Source organism: Acinetobacter faecalis, assembly GCF_034187745.1.
GTDB lineage: Bacteria > Pseudomonadota > Gammaproteobacteria > Pseudomonadales > Moraxellaceae > Acinetobacter > Acinetobacter faecalis.
Genome location: NZ_JAXHPF010000001.1, coordinates 38,519 through 60,486, shown reverse-complemented (window position 1 = coordinate 60,486; position 21,968 = coordinate 38,519). Strand labels below are relative to the sequence as shown.

The window sequence follows — 21,968 nt, the reverse complement described above, 5'->3', positions numbered from 1 at the left end:
TGTTAATAACCTAAACGTTGCATTTCAGCGGAAAAGCTTCCAACTGACCATAAATCACCAGATTCATCTCTAAACCCTTGACCATTTAATGCATTCACTAAGTCATCTAATTCAGTTACACCATTGGTGAATGCAGTAATTAAATGCTGAACAAAATCTTGCTCATACGGGCTTGGTTCTTTGTAGCGGTTTTGCCATACCAAGTGCTCGACTTGACCTGGAATTTGAATATTATTAATACCTGCATCGCTTGAAGGTGTTGCATTAATCCATCTAGCTAGCTTTTCGTTATATTGCTTCATTTGATCTCTTCCCTAATCACACAATTTTTAAAGTTGAATTTGAATTTCTTCGTTCTCAACTCGAACGGGATATGTGCATAAATCGCGACAACCTGGGCCACTCTCTAAACGCCCAGTTGGAATATCGAAAATTGCCTCATGTAATGGACATTCAACTGTTGAATCTTCAATGAAACCTTCAGTTAATAAAGCAAATGCATGAGGACAAACATTTTCTATTGCGAAATAATTTTCATTAATAAAAAAAACACCAATTTTTTTATCATTGATCTCAATTGCCTTCGGCTCTTCTTCTGCTACATCATCTACTTTACAAACAGAAATCCAATTCACGAGACCATCTCCATGTTTTACCAACAAAACTTTATTTAATATTTAAAACATAGTATGAGGATAAGCTTTAACTAAAATATTTGTCAATTAATATTTAAAGCATAAATTCAGCAACTTATATAAAATAAATATCTTGTAACGTTTTAAATAATAAATTATGTTTTGTATATAAACATTGTGCAGTTTATCCAAGCTCGCTAAAATATAGTGCATGGCATCCCTCTTTCGGGGCAAACATTAATATAGTTAAGGCAAACTTACTGATGAATTCGACTGAAGTAGAAGTAATGCTAGATCAAGAAGTTAATAAAAATGAGGACCGCTACTTAGTACCTGGCTTAATACGAGGCTTAGCAATTCTTGCATTATTTGACGAAGATAATCAGGAAATGACGATTTCTGAAATTGCAGAAAAAATTGATGTGAATCGTTCTAGCGCATTTCGCTTAATTTACACATTAGAGCATTGTGGATACCTAAGAAAACTATCCCAAAAAACTTATGCTCTAGATAGCCGAGTAATGTCTTTAGGGTTTAATAGTCTATCTAAACAATCCCTTAACGAGCTTTCATCGCCAATTATGAAAGAGTTACGGGATCGTATAAAAATAGCTGTACATTTGTCTATTTTAGAAGGCACAAATGTTGTATTTATCAATAATGTACAATCTATGGGGGCATTTACTAGCACCCTTCAAATTGGTACACATTGGCCTGCGCATGCAACTGTTATTGGTCAACTTATGTTGTCTAGATTACCAACACCCGAAGTAAAAAGACGTTATAAAGACTTTAGCGATTGGAAAGTTTTTTCTGAACGTACACCACATGATTTAGAGAGCTTACTTGCTCGACTTGAACACGTTAGAAAAGAACCTTTTATGGTGAGCTGGGGACATTTCAATGCTGACATGGCAGCTTGCGCAGCACCTGTTTACAATCAATCAAATAAGGAAATGATTGCAGTATTATCTGTGAGTTGCCCAATAAGCACATACGATGAAGAAACATTCCACACAAAAGTTTCTCAAAGCGTCATCCACCATGCAGATAAAATTTCAAAATTTATTTATATATAAAACAATATATGTAAATATTTTTTAGAAAATATATTCCTTTAAATAAAAAAGATGCTCCTCCTTGGTGCATTTTTTTTTGCTTTATTTAAAGGTAATTGGAATTTAATAATTCAGAGGTTTTTTTCATCTAACAATTACTTTTCCGCATTAATTTCTTTTATATATAAAAAGTATTATTTATTTTTGTGCAATGAAAAATTAAAACCTAAAACACCCGACTTACCACTTCCCCATTAAATAAAATACAATCTTGTACGCGTTGTTTCTGCACAGAACTTAACTCATCTACAGAAAACCATCTAAATTCAGAATGCTCTGAACTCAATTTAATATTTGAATTTTCAGCTAAATGACATTTAAATAAAAATGCATGTGAGGTTACCGCAGAGTGAAAATACACACCAGATAAGTAGTCTATATGTATATCGCAGCCCAACTCTTCTTTGCATTCACGAATAAGTGCAGCATGTATGGTTTCCCCCATATCCAACCCACCACCAGGCAATCCCCAAGCACAATTGGTATAAGTTGCTTTTAGCAATAGAACTTCATTATTTTCATTGAGTATGACGGCATGTGAACTTAGCCTATAAAAATCGTCAAATGCCATATTTTTTCCCAATTTAAATTAGATTTAAAATTTACACAGTAAAATAAATACAATAAGTATTACAAATACCTTCATTACCCTTTAATGTAGTGAGTTCGGTATAGAAATATGTTGATGTGCAACCTTCCATTTACCTTGAATTTTCTCAAAACAAAACGTTGTTCGACACCAAGGTAAATTTAACGCTCGCGTTGTATCAGCATAATCAATTTTGGAATAACAATGCATAAACGCTAAATCTGATTTCGCATGAATTTCTACCTTTCGTCTATATACACGTACATCATCGACAAAATCACTACTATACTTTTCCCACAATTGTTTAAGTTCACTAACATTATTTTGCTGACTACTCACGTCAAACACCTTAAAGTGATCTGAACACATATCAGTTATTGCTTGTAAATCTAAACTTTCAATAGCCCTATCCCATTGTTTTATTTTAAATAAAATTTCTTGTGCATTATGTTTATCGCCAATTAACTGAACAAACAAAAGATTTACCCCATCCAAATCCTTATTATTTAGTTTAACTTATCAATAAATGCAATAAAAAATATGTTACTTATCATGTATTTTTAAACATCTACGCCAGCCTTATTCTACTTATAAGTAAAACAAAATCTTAAAATATTCATTTCTCAATAATAAAAAAAGCATGCCTAAGCATGCAATTTTCAATTCACTACAACGAATAATCAGGTTAAATCTTTAATAACTGTTTGTATTCCATTATTTTTAACAGAATCTATGCCTTTTTCTCGTGATTGCTCACTAGAATAAAGCTGACTTGTACCAATGACCTGATGATTAGCCGCTTTTAAATTAAAATAAGGTTTTCCATTTTTTGCAGTCAAACGTTCATAACGAGAATCATCTATACAATTTTTTTGAACCGATTCAATACCCACAAGTGCCGATGGCTTTGCTTTATAAAGTTCACTTGTAAGGATAGCTTCTCCATTACCTGCTTTTAAACTAAAGCGATATTGACCATCATTCGCTTGAGTGATTTCAAACCATCCTGACATACCACACCTCTTTTAATTGCTTTTATTTATGTGTATTTAAATAGACTAATCACAATTTATTCTATTCATATGAAATATAAATGACTTTTTATGAATAGAAAAGTAGCTTATTAAAATAAGTGTTTATTACACATCACTTTATTCAATATTTTTATTTATAAATGTCCGAAAAAAGGCAAAACCACCTATAAGTTTTGCCTTTAAATTTTAGTTTGAACTTACAATTTTTTTTGCATAAATATCACGTTGCATTTCCAAAACTTCCACACAAAACTGAACTGTGACATTAGATTGTTTAGGCGCTTTTTCACAAAGAACTTCAAGTAATTTTTCTGCAATTTCTTTTCTTAATTCGGCAGATCGTCCTGTTAACAAAGACAATTTAAGATGCATATATGCCTGATTTTGTTCATTATCACCAATCACATAATCTGTTTGGCAGATTGCACGGCTTTTTATGTCTAATCCCGCTTGAGCATATCCGCCTTGAATTAAGGCCTGATTCAATGAAATTAATAATGGTTTTACTTCTAAATTTTCAATATTGTCTGAATATTCAAGATGAATGTGTGGCATAGGATAATCTTCAAAATATTTTAATTAATTTATACCATGTTCATTTTAGTAAATCTGCATTAAAACCCATATCACTTATTTTATATTTTGATAGGCAATAAAAAAGCACAATGCATTGAATGACTGTGCTTTTTTTTAAAAAAAGCTTATGCTTTTTTCACATATTCTGACTTCAATTTCATTGCGCCAACGCCATCAATTTTACAATCAATATCATGTCCATCAGCAGCATCTGGTAATAGGCGAATATTTTTAACTTTAGTACCAACTTTTACTACAGATGATGAACCTTTAATTTTCAAATCTTTAATTACAGTTACGGTATCGCCATCTGCAAGTACGTTGCCATTTGCATCTTTAATAATAGCGTCAATTTCTGCTTCTGAAGTTTCGCCAGCTTTCCATTCGTGTGAACATTCAGGGCAAATAAGTAGGTCGCCATCTTCGTATGTGTATTCTGATTGGCACTGTGGGCAATTTGGTAAAGACATAAAAAATCTCAAAAAAAGAAGAAAAAATATAAAAATACACTATAACATTTTTATATTTCTTTGATGTAGTGAAAAGTCTTATTTAAAGTATGGTTTTTTATTTTTTAAATATATAAACAAAATAAAAAGCATGTCTATGGACATGCTTTTAATAATACTTAAATTCGCATTTTATGCAGGTTGTTCTGTGTCTAAATCTTCGTCTTCATCATCGTAGACGTAAGCCATACAGCCCCAACCATCGTATTCGCCATTATACTCAGTTCCAATTTTAGTGAACCATTCTTCTAAATCTACAATATCTGAATAGTCTGGTTCCATATAAACATAAATTGTAATGAACCATTCATCTGTTTCTTCGTCTTGGAATAACGAAATTTTTTGCTCTTCATTTAATAAGAAAAGTGCACATTTTTCCGCAGTTTCTTGGTTTTTAAATGCAATTGAATATTCAATTTCATGAGCAACAGTTAAATCATCACCATCTTCAGCCATTTGCCAAAGTACGTTGCCGTTGTCATCATCTGGGAATTGTTGATAATCGCGTGACATTGTTTTTCCTTATTTTGAACATATATTTCTATGGTCTAGATTAGCCTATATATGTTTCAATTTGGAGATTAATTACGACTTCGTACAATTAACTATTGATTTTGCAATGAACAATATCAAAACGGCACATTGCCTTTAATTTCAACTTCTTTACCACTTAATGGCTGCTTAAACGCCAAATAACTTGCATGCAACGCCATTCTATTTAATAAACTTAAATCTGGTTCAGGATGATAAATTTTATCGCCAGTAATAGGATGACCAATATGCATCATATGCACACGAAGTTGATGCGAACGCCCTGTAATTGGCGTAAGTAAAACGCGTGTAATATCTTCTTCTGCATTATATTCCAATGCTTGATATAAAGTTTTTGCAGATTTACCTAACTCAAAATGCACCATCTGACGTGGTCTGTTTTCCCAATCTGTAATTAAAGGAACCTCTACACTTCCCTCACCATCAAGCTTCCCTTGAACCAAAGCAATATAGTTCTTCGTTACAGTTCGCGCTTGAAACATCTTGCTAATAGCCACTTCAGCATCTCTATGTTTAGCAAACATTAAAATGCCCGAAGTTGCCATATCTAAACGATGCGTAATTTTTGCATTTGGATATTTTTCCAAAACACGTAAATATGCACTGTCATGGTGTTCAGGTAAACGCCCAGGTACAGACAACAATTCCGCAGGCTTTTCAATCACTACTAAATCATCATCTTCATAGACAATAGAAAGTGGTTCTTGCGGAGGCATATATACAAATTTATCGTCTAAAGGCATGAAATTACAGCATAGGGAGGAAAAAACGCAAAGTAGCAAGATGCATTTCGACTGTCAATCTTTCAGCTCATTTAGCCCTAACCGTTCTTAAGCAATTTGAATTGTCGTTTGTGATTTACCAAGTGCTTTGGCTTTATACATCAGCATATCTGCTGCATGTGTTGCATCATCTAAATCTTCAGGAAGATGATCGAACAAAATGATTCCCATACTAAAATCTACACCTGACTGTTCTTTTAAACCACTTTCATTAAAAGCGCGTCTTAAACGTGCAGAATACTCTTCAGCACCTTTGGCATCTGTTCTTTTTAATATAACAATAAACTCATCTCCGCCCATTCGCGCAACAATATCAGTACTTCTAGTGGCTTTTTTTAAAATTTCTGCAAACGCAACTAACACGTCGTCACCTTTAGAATGCCCTAAAGAATCATTGATTTTTTTAAAGCCATCTAAATCTATGACACCTACCGCAAAACCATGTGAAGATTTATGTGAATTTCTTCGAATATCATCATATTGCATTTGAAATGCACGAGAATTACTTAAAGCAGTTAGGCTATCTCTCATTGCCATTTTAGTCATTGCAATTAAACTTCCACGTACTTTAAATAGCAAAATAGCCACTACACTAAAAAATGCTAAGCGAACAAAAGCATTCCAATATGGCGCAAGTGTCTGCGTATATTGATGTCCCGAGCTAAAATCTGCATATAACCACATGCACGTTGCGCCTAATATAGAAAGAACAGTTACTTTAGTGTTGTCATACCAAACAGCGACAGAAACGGGAATTAAATAGAACACTGAAAAGGAATATTCATAGCCTGTAGCAAGATCTATCCACCCCATAATAAGCGTGAATAAAATAATAATACTTCGGCGAGTCAATGCACGTCCTGAAAGTAATTTTTCAACCTGAGTAAGCATCTAAAATATCCAGAACACTATCTATTAATCATCATCTTAATGCAATATTTCAAAATACCCTACCCTAATAGCTTAAAATTTAACAACTTAAATGTAACTTAAAAATTAGATATTAAGTTTTCTAGGTATTTAATTTAATTAAGATTTAATGAATGTTTGAATAATAAATTGAGAAATTATTTTTATATTTTATTCGGAAGAATTTTTTAGGGTGTTGGGAAAAACAGTGTTTTGTTTACTTCAACTATCATGACTTTGTAAGTTATGATCTTATAGCCTATAAACTTGTGATCTATAGCGTCCTAAGTCGAATCGAGACCTTTTGGGTAAGTACTGCACTCGCGTTTTGCGCCGCTCACAGCATGCTACTCTTTTCGATTCCCGTCACACCCTTGAAACATATAATAGTGAAAGGTCGCTGAAATTAATTTCCTAAGATCTTTTAATTTCTAGCTTATATAAAAATAATTTCCACAAAACACTCACATATAGAAAATATTTTTCAATAAGAACCCAATTCGACATTTTTTATCTATTTAATGATGCTTATTCAGGAATTCTTACAATCTACACTTACATATATTAATTGATGTATTTATAGAGAATAATCTAACGGGTTTTTAAGAAATTGTACTTTGTACCCACGTTGCAATAAACCACCATAAGCTTATAGCAGACATACCACATAATAAATTTGCCAAAACTTTTTGCAATTTACTTAAGGTTTGAGATTTATAAATTTTAAGATTAAGAATATAAGCGACACAGCCTAAAGCACCGCCAATAGCTCCACCAAACAGAACCAATAATAATGGCCAAGCCGCTATAAAATGTGCCTTTTTAGCTAAAGGGGCTTTTTCTAAAGTTTCTACATATTCCATATTTTACCTACTATTTTTTCATTTATTAAAAGCCAAATATGGTTTTTATATAGCAATTTTTAAGCCATTTATGCTGTGAAAAATGAAGTTATTCCATCATCAATTCATCAAAGTCTTTAATTTTAGATAAATAAATAGGTGCAAAATTAACTTTAGACCATGTTTCTTTAAAACGTGGATCTTCATCACCCACTTCATTCATATTTTTACGATACAGCTTTTTTCCTGTTAATAAATTTATGCTCGTTTCACTTGAAACATAAGGGCCATAATTACTTGAATTTTCATAGCCAATTAAGCGCATATCATTATTTTCTAGTCTAAAACTATAGCCCCACCATCCATAACGCCCGTGTCCATAATGAATAAACAATTTGTTTTTATTAATTTCCACACTAAGTTCAGGTGGGAAATAAACTCCACCTTCTTCATTTTCAGATGAAAAGGCTCTTAAATTTTGCACGATCTTTTTATATGCACCTTTTTCATTTAAAAGCACCAATATGCCACGGCGGTTACGGTCTAATTTCCCTTGATACTCATGCTCTGCCCATTGCTTTGCATCTGTACCTTTTACAATTAAAACTAAATCCTGTTTACCATCTTTATTTAAGTCGCCTTCTATAGCTTCAAATAGTACATAGTTTTTTGGCAAATACGCTTTGTATTTAATATTGTCTTTTTTTAGCTTAATTTCTTCAAAACTTTGCGTAGCTATATTTTCTGATGATGCTTGAGCAAATACCGCCTGCCCTGTAAAACATGTAGCAGCAAGTAAAATGCTTATTGTGATTTTTCTCATTATCTTCATTCTATTCAATTTATAAATTATAGGATTTATATAAATAAAACCCACCAATTGGTGGGTTTAAAATATGTTGTTTTATTAAACATCACAACATTTTTCACATGCTTCTACTTTCTCTCTTGGCCAGTTCATTCTTGCTCTTTTATATGCCAGTTCATAATTTGCAAAATAGCCTATTAAAATTTGGTCGCTTAGTTTTGGTAAGTTTTCACAACCTGCTGTTGCATTATGTATTTTATTAATACCATTTTCCGCAGGCTTTTCATCGACTATAAATTTTATCATCTGCATTTTTTGCCCCCCCCCCAAACACTTTTAAAGTTCAAATATGAACAAATCCATAAAGTTATTATGGTTTATAAATCACATATTAAAAATATGTCTTTTATGGGTGAAAATCAATCATTTTCTTGCATGAAATTTAAACTATTTTTCATGTAAATTTCAAAAAACATGAACAGATAAACATTTGTTTTTATTTACTATGATATTTCTGAATTTACTGTATTTTTCTTTTTCTCTCGAAACCATCTTACTGTAAAAATAGCCAGCACAATAATTAGAACAACCACAAGAACAGGCACAATTAAAGATAATATTGAAAGTAGAAATGCTCCAATCCATTCACCTGTTGATACAAGTGGATTTGCTACTCCGCCTGTTGTTGCTGTTGATACGCCACGAACTGCAACTGTGCTCATTTGTACTGCGCCTGCTGTACCTCCACCAATAATAATGGCTGCTGCCCAACTTGCGAATTGCGACATTTCTCCGCTACTTACTGCCATGGTGGTGAGTGTGCCTGCAATCATGGCAGCGGGAGTTGCTACGGTGTCTAGCATGTTGTCTACCCACGGTATGTAGTAAGCGGCAACTTCACATACGGTTGCGACTGCAAGCGCAATACAGACCGATGGCATTGCAAGCCATTCGAAGCCTTTCATAGGTTCGAACCATCCTAAAAGTGATGCAATACTCATAACCAATAGTGGTACGAATACTCGAAATCCGCAGGCTGCGCTAAGTCCAATACCTATACATAAGCCAAGTATGGTTTCCATGTGGTGTTCCTTTATTTTTCTTTTGCTGTTGTTTTATACGTTAACAAAAAAGCCCCATCGGGTGATAGGGCTTTTATTTAAAACAGTAAGTGCTGTTTTATGCGTGTTGCTTAGGCATTCTTATTGTTAAATTGAACGCCATGGCATTTGGTACACGGGGGTAATCGGTCTGTACCAATTTCTAAGTAGGCGCGGTGTCCGCATTGCACACAAAAATAGAAGCCTGTGCCAGGTTTTTGACCAGCTTGAACCATTTTTGCTCTCCTTGGGTTTAGAAATGGTGAGACCAATATAACCGAATATTTATGACTTTCAATTAGCCATTTAGTCGAATGATGATGTCAGAAAGGCGAAGGATTACCTAAACTTCAATCTATAGATTCTAAATTTATTCCAGCAAATATATAGCGAGCATTCCACTTTTGATACAAATGATCTTGCTCATCGTAATAACCCTGAGGCATTTGAGATGTAAGCTTTTTTGACCGTAGAAGACCATCTTCCTCCTTAGTTATTGTTGTATAGAATATATTTTCATCTAATATCGCTTGCAACTTTTCAATACTAAGTGGGCTAATCTTATGCTCATTTTCTATTATCTTAATGACCACTCTTAACGGAATGGTGTGGTCACGAGTTACCATTCTATCTCTTTCTTTTTTTAAACTATTACGTTTAGTAGTTTCATTTTTATATTTTATTAGTTTTGTTTCATATTCATAAAATACTTTTTTTGCTTCATTCGATATCTTCTGAGTCCAAAGCAAATTTTGCCATTTAGCATTTCCATTTTTATTTATAAAATTATTTGAATAGCAAAAATATGAGTCTATAAAATGTCTCATATGATGTGTTCTATTGCTATTAAGTTCTAATAGTATATGTTGTAGCTCTATTTGTGCATTTTTTAAATGATCTTCCATATTCCCTCATCAAGATTTTTAAATCAATTTAAACTAATTTACATTGATTACATCACTTATTGAGGTATATGAGAAAAAATTAAACTTAATACTTTTATGTTCGAGGCATTTTCAGCATGTCTATACTTATCGGATTCTTTTAAATCATTCCAACCTGTTAATGTAGTCGGATCAATACCCTTATCAATTAAAATATCTTCAGGGGTAAAAGTTACTATTGAGTACTGAAATTTCTTAATCAAATCATCTTGTTGTATATCACGTGAAATAGTTAATGAAGTAAGCGCAACTTTACAGATAATATTAAAAATATAATTTGAGATTAAATCATAAAATAATTCGCAATTATCATTCTCTGTAAATGGATATAACCGATCATTATCTGGAAATTTAAAGTTGTACTTAGATAAATTCTTATGTGCAAAATAATTTCTTAACTTACGAATTCCTATCTGTTCATCATTCAAAAATTTGTATTCTACTTCAGTGATTAAAGACTCTTTATAAGCAAATTTTATTACATTTATAAAATTACATTCATAGTCATCTTTATAAGCAAGAAGAGCATTTTCCAAAAGATTAGTTAGATAAATCAAAGCAACAACAGCATTCTCAGATTTAAGCTGTTCTAAAAAAGTTAATTGGTTTCCGTAATATTTGGAGTATTGCCATACTATGTCTATTACTTCTCCTTTATTTAACTGCATGAAATCATCCTATTTTAAATAGTAAATCCACCCTAACCCTCCTTTAAAAAAGGAGGGAGTTCCCCCTCTTTCTAAAAGAGGGGTTAGGGGAGATTCTTAAACATTCCCCTCTAAAAAATCCTGCGCAAAGCGTTGTAACACCCCACCTGCTTCATACACATGAACTTCTTCTTCCGTATCTAAACGACACGTTACAGGCACTTCCATAATTTGGTTCATACCTTCAGGTGTAGAACGCTCAATCACCAAAGTTAAAGTTGAACGTGGCGCAATGTTCCCAATCACGCTATACAACTCCGTACCATCTAAGCCCAAAGTTTTACGGTCAGTTCCTGCCTTAAACTCAAGCGGTAACACGCCCATACCTACCAAATTGGTACGGTGAATACGCTCAAAACCTTCTGCAACAATTACTTCCACCCCTGCAAGGCGAACACCTTTAGCCGCCCAGTCTCGGCTAGAACCTTGTCCGTAATCTTTCCCTGCAATAATAATTAAAGGCTGTTTGCGGTTCATGTAAGTTTCAATGGCTTCCCACATACGCATTACTTCGCCCTCAGGCTCTACACGCGCTTTTGAACCTTGCTTAATTGTGCCGTCCGAACGAACCACCATTTCATTAAACAATTTTGGGTTAGCAAAAGTTGCACGTTGCGTCGTTAAGTGATCACCACGGTGCGTTGCATAAGAGTTAAAGTCTTCCTCAGGCAAGCCCATTTTTTTCAAATATTCCCCAGAAGCACTGTCTAACACAATCGCATTCGATGGAGATAAATGATCTGTGGTGATGTTATCGCCCAAAATTGCAAGCGGACGCATATTTGCCAAAGTACGTGGCGCAGCCAAAGCACCTTCCCAATATGGCGGACGGCGAATATACGTACTTTGCGGTCGCCAATCATATAAAGGACTTGATGCTTTTTCAGCAACGCCTAAATCGAACATTGGAATATACACTTTCTTAAATTGTTCAGGCTTCACCGCTTCTTTCACCAAAGCATCAATTTCAGCATCAGACGGCCAAATGTCTTTTAAGTAAATTGGATTTCCATCTTTGTCGTTACCTAACGAATCGGTTTCAATGTCAAAACGAATTGTCCCTGCAATTGCATACGCCACAACTAAAGGTGGCGATGCTAAAAATGCTTGCTTCGCATAAGGATGAATTCGACCATCAAAGTTACGGTTACCCGAAAGTACCGCAGTTGCGTATAAGTCTCGATCTATAATTTCTTGCTGAATTTTCGGGTCTAATGCGCCCGACATACCGTTACACGTAGTACATGCATACGCCACAATACCAAAACCAAGTTGTTCTAAATCTTTTAAAACGCCTGCTTCTTCTAAATACAACGCTGCCGCTTTAGAACCTGGTGCAAAAGATGATTTCACCCAAGGTTTACGCACCAAACCAAGTTCATTTGCCTTACGTGCAAGTAAGCCTGCTGCAACGGTATTTCGTGGGTTAGATGTATTGGTACATGAAGTAATGGCAGCAATAATAATTGCACCGTCAGGCATTAAACCATCGGTACGGTTTTCTACAACGCCTGCAATGCCTTTTGCTTTTAAATCGCTTGTTGATACGCGCGCATGCGGGTTCGATGGTCCTGCAATGTTACGTGTAACGGTAGATAAATCAAAACGTAATACACGTGGATACTCAGCTTTAGTCATATCGTTTGCCCAAAGACCAATTTCTTTGGCATAGTTTTCTACAAGTTTCACTTGCTCAGGCTCACGACCTGTTAGAGTTAAATAATCTATGGTGTTTTGATCGATATAGAACATGGCAGCCGTTGCACCATATTCAGGTGTCATGTTGGAAATAGTCGCTCTATCTCCTACAGACATACTGTCTGCACCTTCGCCAAAGAATTCTAAATATGCACCAACTACACGTTCTTTACGTAAAAATTCTGTTAAAGCTAAAACGATGTCTGTTGCAGTAATACCTGCTTGGCGTTGTCCTACAAGTTCTACACCAATAATGTCGGGTAAACGCATCCATGAGGCACGACCAAGCATGACATTTTCAGCTTCTAAACCGCCCACACCAATTGAAATAACACCTAAAGCATCGGTATGTGGCGTATGTGAATCTGTACCTACACAAGTGTCAGGGAATGCAATACCATCTCGGTTTTGAATCACGGGTGACATTTTTTCTAAGTTAATTTGATGCATGATGCCGTTCCCTGCAGGAATCACATCGACATTTTCAAAAGCTGTTTTTGTCCATTCAATAAAATGAAAACGGTCTTCATTACGACGGTCTTCAATGGCACGGTTTTTTTCAAAAGCATCTGGGTCAAAACCGCCAAACTCCACCGCCAATGAATGATCGACAATAAGTTGAGTTGGCACAACAGGATTCACTTTAGCAGGGTCGCCACCTTGTTCTGCAATGGCATCACGCAAACCTGCTAAATCGACCAAAGCCGTTTGTCCCAAAATATCATGACACACCACACGCGCAGGATACCAAGGGAAATCGTGGTCTTGTTTACGGTAAATTAGTTCTTTTAAGGACTGTTCTAATATTGCAGAATCACAACGGCGTACTAACTGTTCTGCAAGCACTTTAGAGGTATAAGGAAGTTTTTCATAAGCGCCTTGCTCAATGCTTTCTACGGCTTGTCGCACGTCAAAATATTCTAGCTGGGTGCCTTGCAGTGGTTTACGGAAGTTGTTATTCATAGCTTGCCTGCCTTTCAATTCAATCTTTTATCAGCTTTTGTTGTTGCTTGTTTTTCAATCCATCTCAGGCATACTACACTGCCAAAACACCATTTCCCAAATGTTATATTTTTCATAAACTTAGGTTTAAAAACTACTGTTTTTTTAATATTTTTGAATATCAATCTCAAAATTTAGCTGTTAAATGTGATTTTTTTCAAAAAATAGCGGAAAATAGACCTCATTCTTTAGTATTAGATATAGTTTTAGAGATTAAAAAATGAGCTTACCTGCATTTTCTTCTTTCACCTTAACAGGTGTAGATGCGCAAAAATTCCTACAAGGTCAAGTGACTTTGAATGTTGAAAAACTTACTGAAGGAACAACTCGTTACACAGGTATTTGTAGCCTAAAAGGTCGTATTCAATACGGTTTTTGGCTAAAGAAAATTAACGCAGAAAGCTTTGAAATTATTAGCCCTGCGAACTTAGCCGAAGCACTAAGTAAACATATTAAAAAGTTTGGTGCTTTTTCTAAAATGAAACTTGAAGAAGCTAGTACGGTTTACCCAACAATTGAGGGTATTCACACTGTATTTGGAAGTGCTGAAACCAATATTGAAGCTTGGCAATTACAAGCTATTGAATCGGGTCAATCTTGGATTGAAGCCAACACATCGGAACTTTTCCAACCTCAAGAATTACGTTTGCATCAACGTGAGGGCGTTCATTACGACAAAGGTTGTTATTTAGGTCAAGAAATTGTGGCGCGCCTTTGGTTTAAAGCAAAACCGAAAAGTTGGTTGCATTTGGTTCAAGGCACAGGAGATGTTCCTGCATTTGCAACTCAGCTAAGTCCAAACACAACTGTTGTAAACAGTATTGGTATAGATGGTGGTTATAAAGCTTTAGTGGTGGCTAAACCTGAAGTTTTAGTTGAGTTAGGTTTAACAGTTTTAGATTTACCTGAAGCTTTAAATGGTGATGTGGCACGCCCGCAGTCATAAATCTAAATGTTTCTAAATATGTAAAAATTAAGCCTCCTTTCAAAAGGAGGCTTTTTTTACCTTATTTTTCAAGGCTTGTTATTAATTCTTATACATTGGAAACAATGTAAACACATTTCAGCCAAACACACGCTAAGAAACATAACATTAATATTCTATTAAGTTTTTTACATTAATTTAACTTGGTAGATATTCCTAAAGTTATTCGCAAACTGAATAATTTTTTACTCTTAATATATATTTCAACGCTATACCATCTTTTATATTAAATACTTAGCTTGGATATTTATCGTTAATTTAAGGTTTTTAATTTTATGAAAAAAATACTTCTAGCAAGTTTAATCGCAGTTTCTTCTCAATTTGCACTAGCAGACAACGCTCCACAAGTTGACCCTGCTTTTGCAAAAATTGAAACTTTAGTAAAAGCAAAAAACTTTAATGAAGCATATAAAGAATTAGACAAGCTTGCTCAAACAGGTAATGCACAAGCGATTTATGATCTTGGTTTTTTAACTCAAGCAGGTCAAGGCACAACTAAAAATGATGCTAAAGCGCTTGAATTATTCAAAAAATCTGCAGATAAAGGCTATCCAACTGCAAACTACCTTTTAGGTAAAACTTATATTTCAGGCGGTTTAGGTGTTAAGCCAGACCAAAAAACAGCAATAAACTATTTAGAAAAAGCTGCAAAACAAGGTATTGAAGAAGCAAATGTAGATTTAGCTGCACTTTATCTTGGTGAAAACAAAGATGCATCAACAAAGAAAGCACTTAAACTTTTAGATCCACTTGTGAAAAAAGGTAATCCTCAAGCGCTTCATCTTCGTGCTTTGTATGACATCAATACAGGTATGAAAGAGAAAAAAGATGCGAGTGTTAAAGCAGGCTTAGACAGCATTCAAGCACTTGCACAAAAAGGTTATGTGCCTGCACTTATGGAAGTAGGTAATATTTTAGCAACAGGTAAATTGGTTAAACAAAACTTACCAGAAGCGAAAAAAATCTTTGGAATGCTTGCAGAAAAAAATGTCCCGCATGCAAAAGAAGCTTTAGATGCCGTAACAAACTTAATGGCTCAACAAGCGAAAGCGCCAGCTTCTACAGCTAAAAAAGGTTAAGTTGAATAAAGTAAATACAATTCAACTTAAATAAGAAAATCCCTTAAGCTAGCAATAACTTAAGGGATTTTTTGCTCATGAGATTTACATATAAAAATAAATTAAAAACCATGAAATAGTTTATTCATATCTTTCACAACATAATCTTTAAAGTGATATGCACGTGCATGTTTTGCATCAAATTTTACAGTTAAGTCGTCTTTTTGGAATACATAAACACGATCTTCAGAACTAATTAAATAATCTTTGCCTAATGCTTTAAGTAAGGCATCAATTTTGTCTTCATCTGCAATACTTTCATCGGCATTAATTTTATCGTAATTGCGTCTAATACCTTTGACAAACATCTTAAAAACTCACTTCTTCACTTTTATCAACAACGTTAAGTTTAACCGAAAGCATTCACTTTGCACGATCATCTAAGTGCAAAAATTATATTTATGCCCACCACATAGCAATTAAAATACTCATCACGACAAATCCAACAATAGTGCTCATAAGTAATGGTGTTAAGGTTTTTTCACTTAAACCATAAGCCTGTCCGAGCATTGCAAATATGGTTGGCATAGGAAGCGATGCGATAATTGTTCCTGCATACACCATTTCTTGGCTTACATTTGTGAAATAAGTTAAACCTAAAAATACCAAAAGAGGGAAAATTAGATTATTTGAAATAACCAAATACACACTTTGCGCATTCACATATTTTAAGCTCAAACCTACTATGCCTCCACCAATTGCAAATAAAGCCAATGGTGATGCAGTTTGTCCAAGCATTAACAAAACTTGGTTTATTTGATGTGGAATTTCAATGTGTAATGCCGAAAATAGTATTCCAAACACAACCGCCATAAATAAAGGATTTTTCACTAAAGTTAAGACTGTATTTTTTATAATTTTAAAAACATTTACAGACTTCGAATTTTTAGAATTTAGCTCTGCCAAAACCAACACAGCAGGAATTAAAAATACACTTTCAATAATAACTACAAGGGAAATATAGGTCATCGCTTTTTGCCCCATTAAAAGTGTAAGCACCGCTGCACCAATTAAGCCTGTATTAGACATAGATGCACCTAATGACAAAATGGCTGTATCGGCTTTAGGATTTTTAAAATAATGCGCAAGAATATAAAAAGCAGCAACATATAATATAAAAGTTGTACCGCCATAAACTGCAAAATATTCAGGAAACCAAATTTCATGTAAATCTTTGGCTGCCAAAGACTGTAACAACAAAGCAGGCAAAGCGATTTTTATAACAAAAGCACCCACCGCAGCAATTTGCAGTTTAGATAATAAGTTCAACTTTACAGACAAATAGCCAAGTGCTAAAAGTAAGAAAATTGGTCCAATTATCGTCATAATCATGAAAAAAGTGTCCTATTAAAATCACTTCAAAAAAAGAAGAGCAGATTTTTAATCTGCTCTCTTTTTAAAAGTAATTCAACTTAAAATGATGTAAATAAATCTTTTAAACCATGTGGGTGGCAACGTAAATATTGTGGTGATACTGCTATTTTTGCACCCAATTCTGCGGCTGCTTGCCACGGCCAATTCGGTTGATACAAAATACCGCGTGCAATGCCAATAGCGTCTGCTTGTTCATATTGTAGCACTCCTTCTGCCTGCATTGGCTCTTCAATTAAACCAACAGCAATCACAGGAATATTCACCGCTTTTTTAATTGCATGTGCAAATGGCACTTGGTAGCAACTGTGAATATCGATGTTTTGTTTGGCATCTAATCCGCCACTTGAAACATGAATATATACAGCACCTAATGCTTCCAAAGCTTTAGATAATTCAACTGAAGATTCCACATTCCAACTTTCTACACCATCCATCCAATCTGTTGCAGAAATACGAATGCCAACAGGATAATCTTGTGGAACAGCATTTTTAATAGCTTGAAATACTTCTAGCGCCAAACGAATACGGTTTTCAAAACTCCCTCCATATTCATCTGTACGTTTATTTGAAATAGGCGATAAAAATTGATGCAATAAATAGCCATGTGCAGCATGTAATTCTATTAAATCGAAACCAACATCTACTGCCCGTTTTGCTGCATCTGCAAAATCTTGAATGAGTTTTTCAATTTCATGCTTTGTTAGTGCATGTGGCACTGTATCTGTTTCATTAAAAGCTAACTCACTTGCAGAAACTGTTTGCCATCCTAAAGTATCCTGCGGGTGTAACTGCCCTTTTCCAGTCCAAGGATAATCTGTAGATGCTTTTCGCCCTGCATGTGCCAATTGAATAGCAAATGGCATAGGTGAAATTGTTCTTATTTTATTCAGTGTCAATTTCATTTTTTCAGCTTGAGTATCGTTCCACAAACCTAAATCTGCATGGCTAATACGTCCTTCAGCTTGTACAGCCGTTGCTTCTACAATAGTTAAACCTGCACCCGATAATGCATATTTTGCCCATTGTTGCTCATGCCAAAATGTCACCTCTGCATCTGAAGTTGCAGAATATTGACACATCGGTGCAATAATAATTTTATTGCTTAGGTTAAGTGTTCCAAATTGAATTGGCTGAAATAACAAAGACACTAAAATCCCCTCATTTTAATCATTCATTTTTCAAATTTTACTCTAGCTTAGAAAAACAAAAACAGGCTCCGAAGAACCTGTTTATTTTTAGATTATTTTATAACTTAGAAAACAACTTTAGTGCTTAAACCCAATACAAATGCATCATCTACATTATTTGTAGAACCTGGATTAATCACATATTGTAAGTTTGGTCTTAACATCAACCATTTTGTTGGATTGTAGCTATAGTTCAACTCAACATTATATTCAGCGTTTGCATTAAATGGTTCTTTCACACTTGAAAGACGATTATTTACGTGTACGCGGTTTACAGCCAAACCAATATAGTCATTTGGCAATGCAGTAGATAAACCTACATATTTCAAACCAATTTGTTGTGTGTTATCTACTTTATTTGTTGTGCGATCATGCCATGTAAAGTTTGCAAAACCATGTAAACCTTGTTTGCCAGAACCTGTAGATGTTAATTGCTGTTCTACAGCCAACCAACCTGCAAATGTACGGTCTTCAGGTGCGCCTGTTTGAATATCTTTTTGGTTTTCAGGATTATCCGCTGTGTTATACATTGCACCTAAACGGTAACTACCAGCTAAACCATTCACCAATGATTTTGGTTGCCAGATTACTTCTACAGGAATTGTCACACCATCTGCATTATTTGTATCTAAATTCCAACCATGACGTTCTTTCGCATTTTCAGGGTTAAATTCATAAACACCTACTTGAACCGCAACGTCAGTGGTTAATTGTTGTTTTACACGTAAGCCCCACTGTGAAACAGGTGTATTCATCCAAATGCCGCCCTGCCATTTACCCATTTGCGCAGCACAAAATGCAGTATTAGCAAAATCACACGCCATTACGTTAAAGTCCATGCCTAGACCTAAACGACCAGCTTTAATACTTAAACCTTGATCTTTAAAATTCTTTTCAACAGATAATTCACTTAAACGACTTTTTTGATTACCACGTCCATAAGTACCTTGAACGTTTGCCATTTGTGGAACTTCACCTGAAATATCATCTACGGATGTACTTTTACCTTGACGTGCGGTCATTACCGCACGAACAGTTACACCGTTCCATCCTGCAAGCTTTTCCATATCTAAAGCTGTGCCTAACCACAATTGACCCGCAGTAGTAGGATCAGCATGTTCATTGCGTCCACCATTTGCCAAATAAGCAGTGTCTGTTGCAATATTCGCTTCAAACTTAACACCTTGTTGTGCAAACTCGGTACGTTTACCCGACCAATCCCCAAGCATATATTGACCTTTCGAATCAAAAGCATCTTCTGAATGAGCCTGAGACATAACTGTCATTAAAACAGTTGGCAGAATTGCTAAACTAATTTTCTTCATGATGGGAACCTAGTAGGATAAATACCTGTTACAAAAGACTTTCTTTGTAAATTTCACGTGAAAACTACCTAATTTTTCTATTTTTTGCTCAGCTTTATTTTTATTAGTCTGCATACTTTTATTTATATAATTGATTAAAAGACTAAATTTACTTTCATAAAACCATTAATTTACATATATTTCAGCAACTTAAAATTAAAACTTATCACTATTAACGATTAAGCATTTTGAATAAATAAATTTACAACATCTAAAATTTACTCTTTATTTTTATTATTTAAGTACTTACATTCACTTATCTTCAGTCATTTTTAATTTAGGCTTGTAATCTGAAAGCGATAACCCGATATTAGTCACATCCTCATATATTTAATGTCAGATGCCTGAATTACCTGAAGTTGAAACCACAAAAACCAGTTTATTGCCTCTTTTGAATGAAAAAGTCATTCGTGTGACTGTTCATCAATCGAGTTTAAGATGGCCAATTCCAAATGATATTCAAAAGTTAATTGGGCAAAAACTCATTAAACTCTCTAGACGCTCCAAATATATTTTGGCGGAGTTTGAACAAGACTCTATGCTTTGGCATTTGGGTATGTCAGGAAGTTTCCGTATTTGTGAAACCACTGAAGAATTACGCAAACACGACCACCTCATTATTCAATTTGAAGATATGGAGCTTCGTTATCACGATCCGCGTCGTTTTGGTTGCATTCTTTGGTTAGATGACCAATCCCAAACTAAACTCATTGATACGCTAGGGCCAGAACCTTTAAGCGATGTCTTCAATGCAGACTATTTAGCAGATAAATTAAAGTCTAAAAGTACAGCAATTAAAGTTGCCATTATGGACAACCATGTTGTTGTTGGCGTTGGCAATATTTATGCAACAGAAAGCTTATTCAATTTAGGTATTCATCCTGCACAACCTGCATCATCACTGAGCAAAGTTCAAATTGAAAAGCTTGTGATTGAAATTAAGCGAATTTTGAAACAAGCCATAGATTTAGGTGGTTCAACCTTACGTGATTTCACGAATGCAATGGGTGAAAATGGCTATTTCCAACAAACACTTTTAGCGTATGGACGGGTTGGTGAAATGTGTGTGAACTGTGAAACCACCCTAGAAAATATCAAGCTAGGTCAACGAGCAAGTGCATTTTGTCCACAATGTCAGCCATTAAAGAAAGTAAAACAGATTCAACGAGGTAAAAAATGAAAAGCGCAATTGCTCGCCACATTTTAGTGAAAGATAAAGAACTTGCAGAACAGCTCAAGAAAAAAATTAAAGATGGTGCCGATTTTGCAAAAATTGCAAAGCAACATTCAACTTGTCCATCTGCTAAAAAAGGCGGTGAATTAGGCGATATCAAAAAAGGTCAATTGGTTGCTCCAATTGATAAAGCTGTTTTTACTTTAGCTGAACGTGAATTACACGGCCCTATTAAAAGCCAGTTTGGTTGGCATTTATTAGAAATAAAATTCCGAATAGATTTTTAAGTTCCTTTAATATCCCCTCTCCTTTTAGGAGAGGGTTAGGGAGAGGTAAATCTCTAGAAGTAATGCTACTCATCTCTCATCAGGCTGAAAATAAAAAAACGGTGCATTTCGCACCATTTTTTTATTTTGAATGAATTAACCTTTACGTTTTAACTCATCGCGAATTTCACGAAGTAATTCAATATCTTCTGGTGTCGCAGTTGGAGCTAGTTCTTCTGCCGCTTTTTCACGACGCATTTTATTCATTAACTTAACTAACCAAAATACAACCCAAGCCAATAAAATAAAGTTAATTAAAATTGTGAGAAAGTTACCATAAGCAAATACATTCAAACCTGCTTCTTTTGCAGCAGCTAAATTCGTAATGCTATTTGGATTATCACCCAACACTAAGAACCAATTTGAGTAATCAACATCACCGCCCAAAGTCCAAGTAATTAATGGCATAAGTAAATCAGCAACTGCTGAATCGATGATTTTTCCGAAGGCACCACCAATAATTACACCAACAGCCAAATCCATTACATTGCCTTTTACAGCAAATTCTTTAAATTCTTGAATAACGCTCATATGTTCTCCAATTTTTTGTTATCAAATTTAATGTGACTAAGCATACATTATTGATTCAATTATTTCCGTGCAAATTACTTGGATTTAATTATTTTTAACAAAAA

At 34.6% G+C, this 21,968-nt stretch carries 28 protein-coding genes; 5 read left to right on the top strand and 23 right to left on the bottom strand.

Annotation, left to right across the window (positions count from 1 at the left end):
- Positions 1-2 precede the first annotated feature (2 nt).
- Complete coding sequence (locus SKM54_RS00330) at positions 3-302, bottom strand: recombinase-like helix-turn-helix domain-containing protein (RefSeq protein WP_321093531.1); 300 nt, start codon at positions 300-302, stop codon at positions 3-5.
- A gap of 27 nt (positions 303-329) precedes the next feature.
- Positions 330-635 (bottom strand): non-heme iron oxygenase ferredoxin subunit, encoded by a 306-nt coding sequence (locus SKM54_RS00325; protein WP_321089490.1) that lies wholly within the window; start codon positions 633-635, stop codon positions 330-332.
- A 263-nt stretch (positions 636-898) separates the two neighbouring features.
- On the opposite strand from SKM54_RS00325, the gene SKM54_RS00320 reads away from it, so the two are divergent.
- Complete coding sequence (locus SKM54_RS00320; RefSeq protein WP_321089489.1) at positions 899-1,714, top strand: IclR family transcriptional regulator; 816 nt, start codon at positions 899-901, stop codon at positions 1,712-1,714.
- Between the two features lie 205 nt (positions 1,715-1,919).
- Here SKM54_RS00320 and SKM54_RS00315 read toward each other — a convergent pair whose 3' ends face one another.
- The 16 genes from SKM54_RS00315 to acnD all read right to left on the bottom strand — a co-directional run bounded on the left by SKM54_RS00315 (position 1,920) and on the right by acnD (position 13,766).
- Positions 1,920-2,324 (bottom strand): NUDIX hydrolase, encoded by a 405-nt coding sequence (locus SKM54_RS00315; RefSeq protein WP_154772711.1) that lies wholly within the window; start codon positions 2,322-2,324, stop codon positions 1,920-1,922.
- A gap of 81 nt (positions 2,325-2,405) precedes the next feature.
- On the bottom strand, positions 2,406-2,819 hold the full coding sequence (locus tag SKM54_RS00310) for a nuclear transport factor 2 family protein (protein ID WP_321089487.1): 414 nt from the start codon (positions 2,817-2,819) through the stop codon (positions 2,406-2,408).
- 203 nt (positions 2,820-3,022) lie between these two features.
- Positions 3,023-3,355, bottom strand: coding sequence for a YegP family protein (locus tag SKM54_RS00305; RefSeq protein WP_154772709.1), 333 nt, complete (start codon positions 3,353-3,355; stop codon positions 3,023-3,025).
- A 207-nt stretch (positions 3,356-3,562) separates the two neighbouring features.
- Positions 3,563-3,931 (bottom strand): 5-carboxymethyl-2-hydroxymuconate Delta-isomerase, encoded by a 369-nt coding sequence (locus SKM54_RS00300; RefSeq protein WP_321093528.1) that lies wholly within the window; start codon positions 3,929-3,931, stop codon positions 3,563-3,565.
- 146 nt (positions 3,932-4,077) lie between these two features.
- Complete coding sequence (locus tag SKM54_RS00295; protein WP_321093525.1) at positions 4,078-4,422, bottom strand: zinc ribbon domain-containing protein YjdM; 345 nt, start codon at positions 4,420-4,422, stop codon at positions 4,078-4,080.
- Between the two features lie 171 nt (positions 4,423-4,593).
- Positions 4,594-4,974: a ribonuclease E inhibitor RraB gene (locus tag SKM54_RS00290; RefSeq protein WP_248102030.1), complete on the bottom strand. Its 381-nt coding sequence runs from the start codon at positions 4,972-4,974 to the stop codon at positions 4,594-4,596.
- Positions 4,975-5,090: 116 nt separating this feature from the next.
- Positions 5,091-5,756, bottom strand: coding sequence for a pseudouridine synthase (locus SKM54_RS00285; protein WP_321093523.1), 666 nt, complete (start codon positions 5,754-5,756; stop codon positions 5,091-5,093).
- Between the two features lie 87 nt (positions 5,757-5,843).
- Entirely contained in the window at positions 5,844-6,686 is an 843-nt protein-coding gene (locus SKM54_RS00280) for a GGDEF domain-containing protein (RefSeq protein ID WP_248102033.1), read from the bottom strand.
- Positions 6,687-7,306: 620 nt separating this feature from the next.
- Positions 7,307-7,567, bottom strand: coding sequence for a hypothetical protein (locus tag SKM54_RS00275; protein ID WP_154772703.1), 261 nt, complete (start codon positions 7,565-7,567; stop codon positions 7,307-7,309).
- An 88-nt stretch (positions 7,568-7,655) separates the two neighbouring features.
- Positions 7,656-8,369: a hypothetical protein gene (locus SKM54_RS00270; RefSeq protein WP_321093521.1), complete on the bottom strand. Its 714-nt coding sequence runs from the start codon at positions 8,367-8,369 to the stop codon at positions 7,656-7,658.
- A gap of 84 nt (positions 8,370-8,453) precedes the next feature.
- On the bottom strand, positions 8,454-8,660 hold the full coding sequence (locus tag SKM54_RS00265) for a hypothetical protein (protein ID WP_248102168.1): 207 nt from the start codon (positions 8,658-8,660) through the stop codon (positions 8,454-8,456).
- A gap of 197 nt (positions 8,661-8,857) precedes the next feature.
- Positions 8,858-9,436 carry a DUF4126 domain-containing protein gene (locus SKM54_RS00260; protein ID WP_321093519.1) on the bottom strand — a complete coding sequence of 193 codons (579 nt, stop codon included), beginning with the start codon at positions 9,434-9,436 and terminating at the stop codon, positions 8,858-8,860.
- A gap of 110 nt (positions 9,437-9,546) precedes the next feature.
- Positions 9,547-9,690, bottom strand: a complete 144-nt coding sequence (locus tag SKM54_RS00255; protein WP_248102045.1) for a zinc ribbon-containing protein — start codon at positions 9,688-9,690, stop codon at positions 9,547-9,549.
- Positions 9,691-9,804: 114 nt separating this feature from the next.
- The gene (locus SKM54_RS00250; protein WP_321093517.1) at positions 9,805-10,359 is read right to left on the bottom strand and encodes a hypothetical protein; all 555 of its coding nucleotides are present in this window, start codon (positions 10,357-10,359) and stop codon (positions 9,805-9,807) included.
- 56 nt (positions 10,360-10,415) lie between these two features.
- Positions 10,416-11,066 (bottom strand): hypothetical protein, encoded by a 651-nt coding sequence (locus SKM54_RS00245; RefSeq protein WP_321093515.1) that lies wholly within the window; start codon positions 11,064-11,066, stop codon positions 10,416-10,418.
- A gap of 96 nt (positions 11,067-11,162) precedes the next feature.
- Entirely contained in the window at positions 11,163-13,766 is a 2,604-nt protein-coding gene (gene acnD, locus SKM54_RS00240) for a Fe/S-dependent 2-methylisocitrate dehydratase AcnD (RefSeq protein ID WP_321093513.1), read from the bottom strand.
- 259 nt (positions 13,767-14,025) lie between these two features.
- Between acnD and ygfZ the strand changes: the two genes are divergently transcribed.
- Both ygfZ and SKM54_RS00230 read left to right on the top strand, forming a co-directional pair.
- On the top strand, positions 14,026-14,751 hold the full coding sequence (ygfZ, locus tag SKM54_RS00235) for a CAF17-like 4Fe-4S cluster assembly/insertion protein YgfZ (RefSeq protein WP_321093510.1): 726 nt from the start codon (positions 14,026-14,028) through the stop codon (positions 14,749-14,751).
- Positions 14,752-15,065: 314 nt separating this feature from the next.
- Positions 15,066-15,869, top strand: a complete 804-nt coding sequence (locus tag SKM54_RS00230; protein ID WP_321093507.1) for a tetratricopeptide repeat protein — start codon at positions 15,066-15,068, stop codon at positions 15,867-15,869.
- Positions 15,870-15,970: 101 nt separating this feature from the next.
- Here SKM54_RS00230 and SKM54_RS00225 read toward each other — a convergent pair whose 3' ends face one another.
- From SKM54_RS00225 to SKM54_RS00210, 4 genes are all read right to left on the bottom strand, one after another.
- Positions 15,971-16,216: a hypothetical protein gene (locus SKM54_RS00225; protein WP_154772694.1), complete on the bottom strand. Its 246-nt coding sequence runs from the start codon at positions 16,214-16,216 to the stop codon at positions 15,971-15,973.
- Between the two features lie 91 nt (positions 16,217-16,307).
- Positions 16,308-17,240, bottom strand: a complete 933-nt coding sequence (locus SKM54_RS00220) for an AEC family transporter (RefSeq protein ID WP_321093505.1) — start codon at positions 17,238-17,240, stop codon at positions 16,308-16,310.
- 80 nt (positions 17,241-17,320) lie between these two features.
- Positions 17,321-18,430 (bottom strand): NADH:flavin oxidoreductase/NADH oxidase, encoded by a 1,110-nt coding sequence (locus SKM54_RS00215; RefSeq protein ID WP_321093502.1) that lies wholly within the window; start codon positions 18,428-18,430, stop codon positions 17,321-17,323.
- A 104-nt stretch (positions 18,431-18,534) separates the two neighbouring features.
- Positions 18,535-19,794, bottom strand: coding sequence for a carbohydrate porin (locus SKM54_RS00210; RefSeq protein WP_321093499.1), 1,260 nt, complete (start codon positions 19,792-19,794; stop codon positions 18,535-18,537).
- A gap of 379 nt (positions 19,795-20,173) precedes the next feature.
- Here SKM54_RS00210 and mutM point away from each other — a divergent pair, with 379 nt between their 5' ends.
- Entirely contained in the window at positions 20,174-21,013 is an 840-nt protein-coding gene (mutM, locus tag SKM54_RS00205) for a bifunctional DNA-formamidopyrimidine glycosylase/DNA-(apurinic or apyrimidinic site) lyase (RefSeq protein WP_321093497.1), read from the top strand.
- Complete coding sequence (locus SKM54_RS00200; protein ID WP_321093494.1) at positions 21,010-21,294, top strand: peptidylprolyl isomerase; 285 nt, start codon at positions 21,010-21,012, stop codon at positions 21,292-21,294. Before mutM ends, SKM54_RS00200 begins: the two co-directional genes overlap by 4 nt.
- 135 nt (positions 21,295-21,429) lie before the next feature.
- On the opposite strand, the gene mscL is transcribed toward SKM54_RS00200, so the two are convergent.
- The gene (gene mscL, locus SKM54_RS00195) at positions 21,430-21,864 is read right to left on the bottom strand and encodes a large conductance mechanosensitive channel protein MscL (RefSeq protein WP_321093491.1); all 435 of its coding nucleotides are present in this window, start codon (positions 21,862-21,864) and stop codon (positions 21,430-21,432) included.
- Between the last annotated feature and the right edge of the window lie 104 nt (positions 21,865-21,968).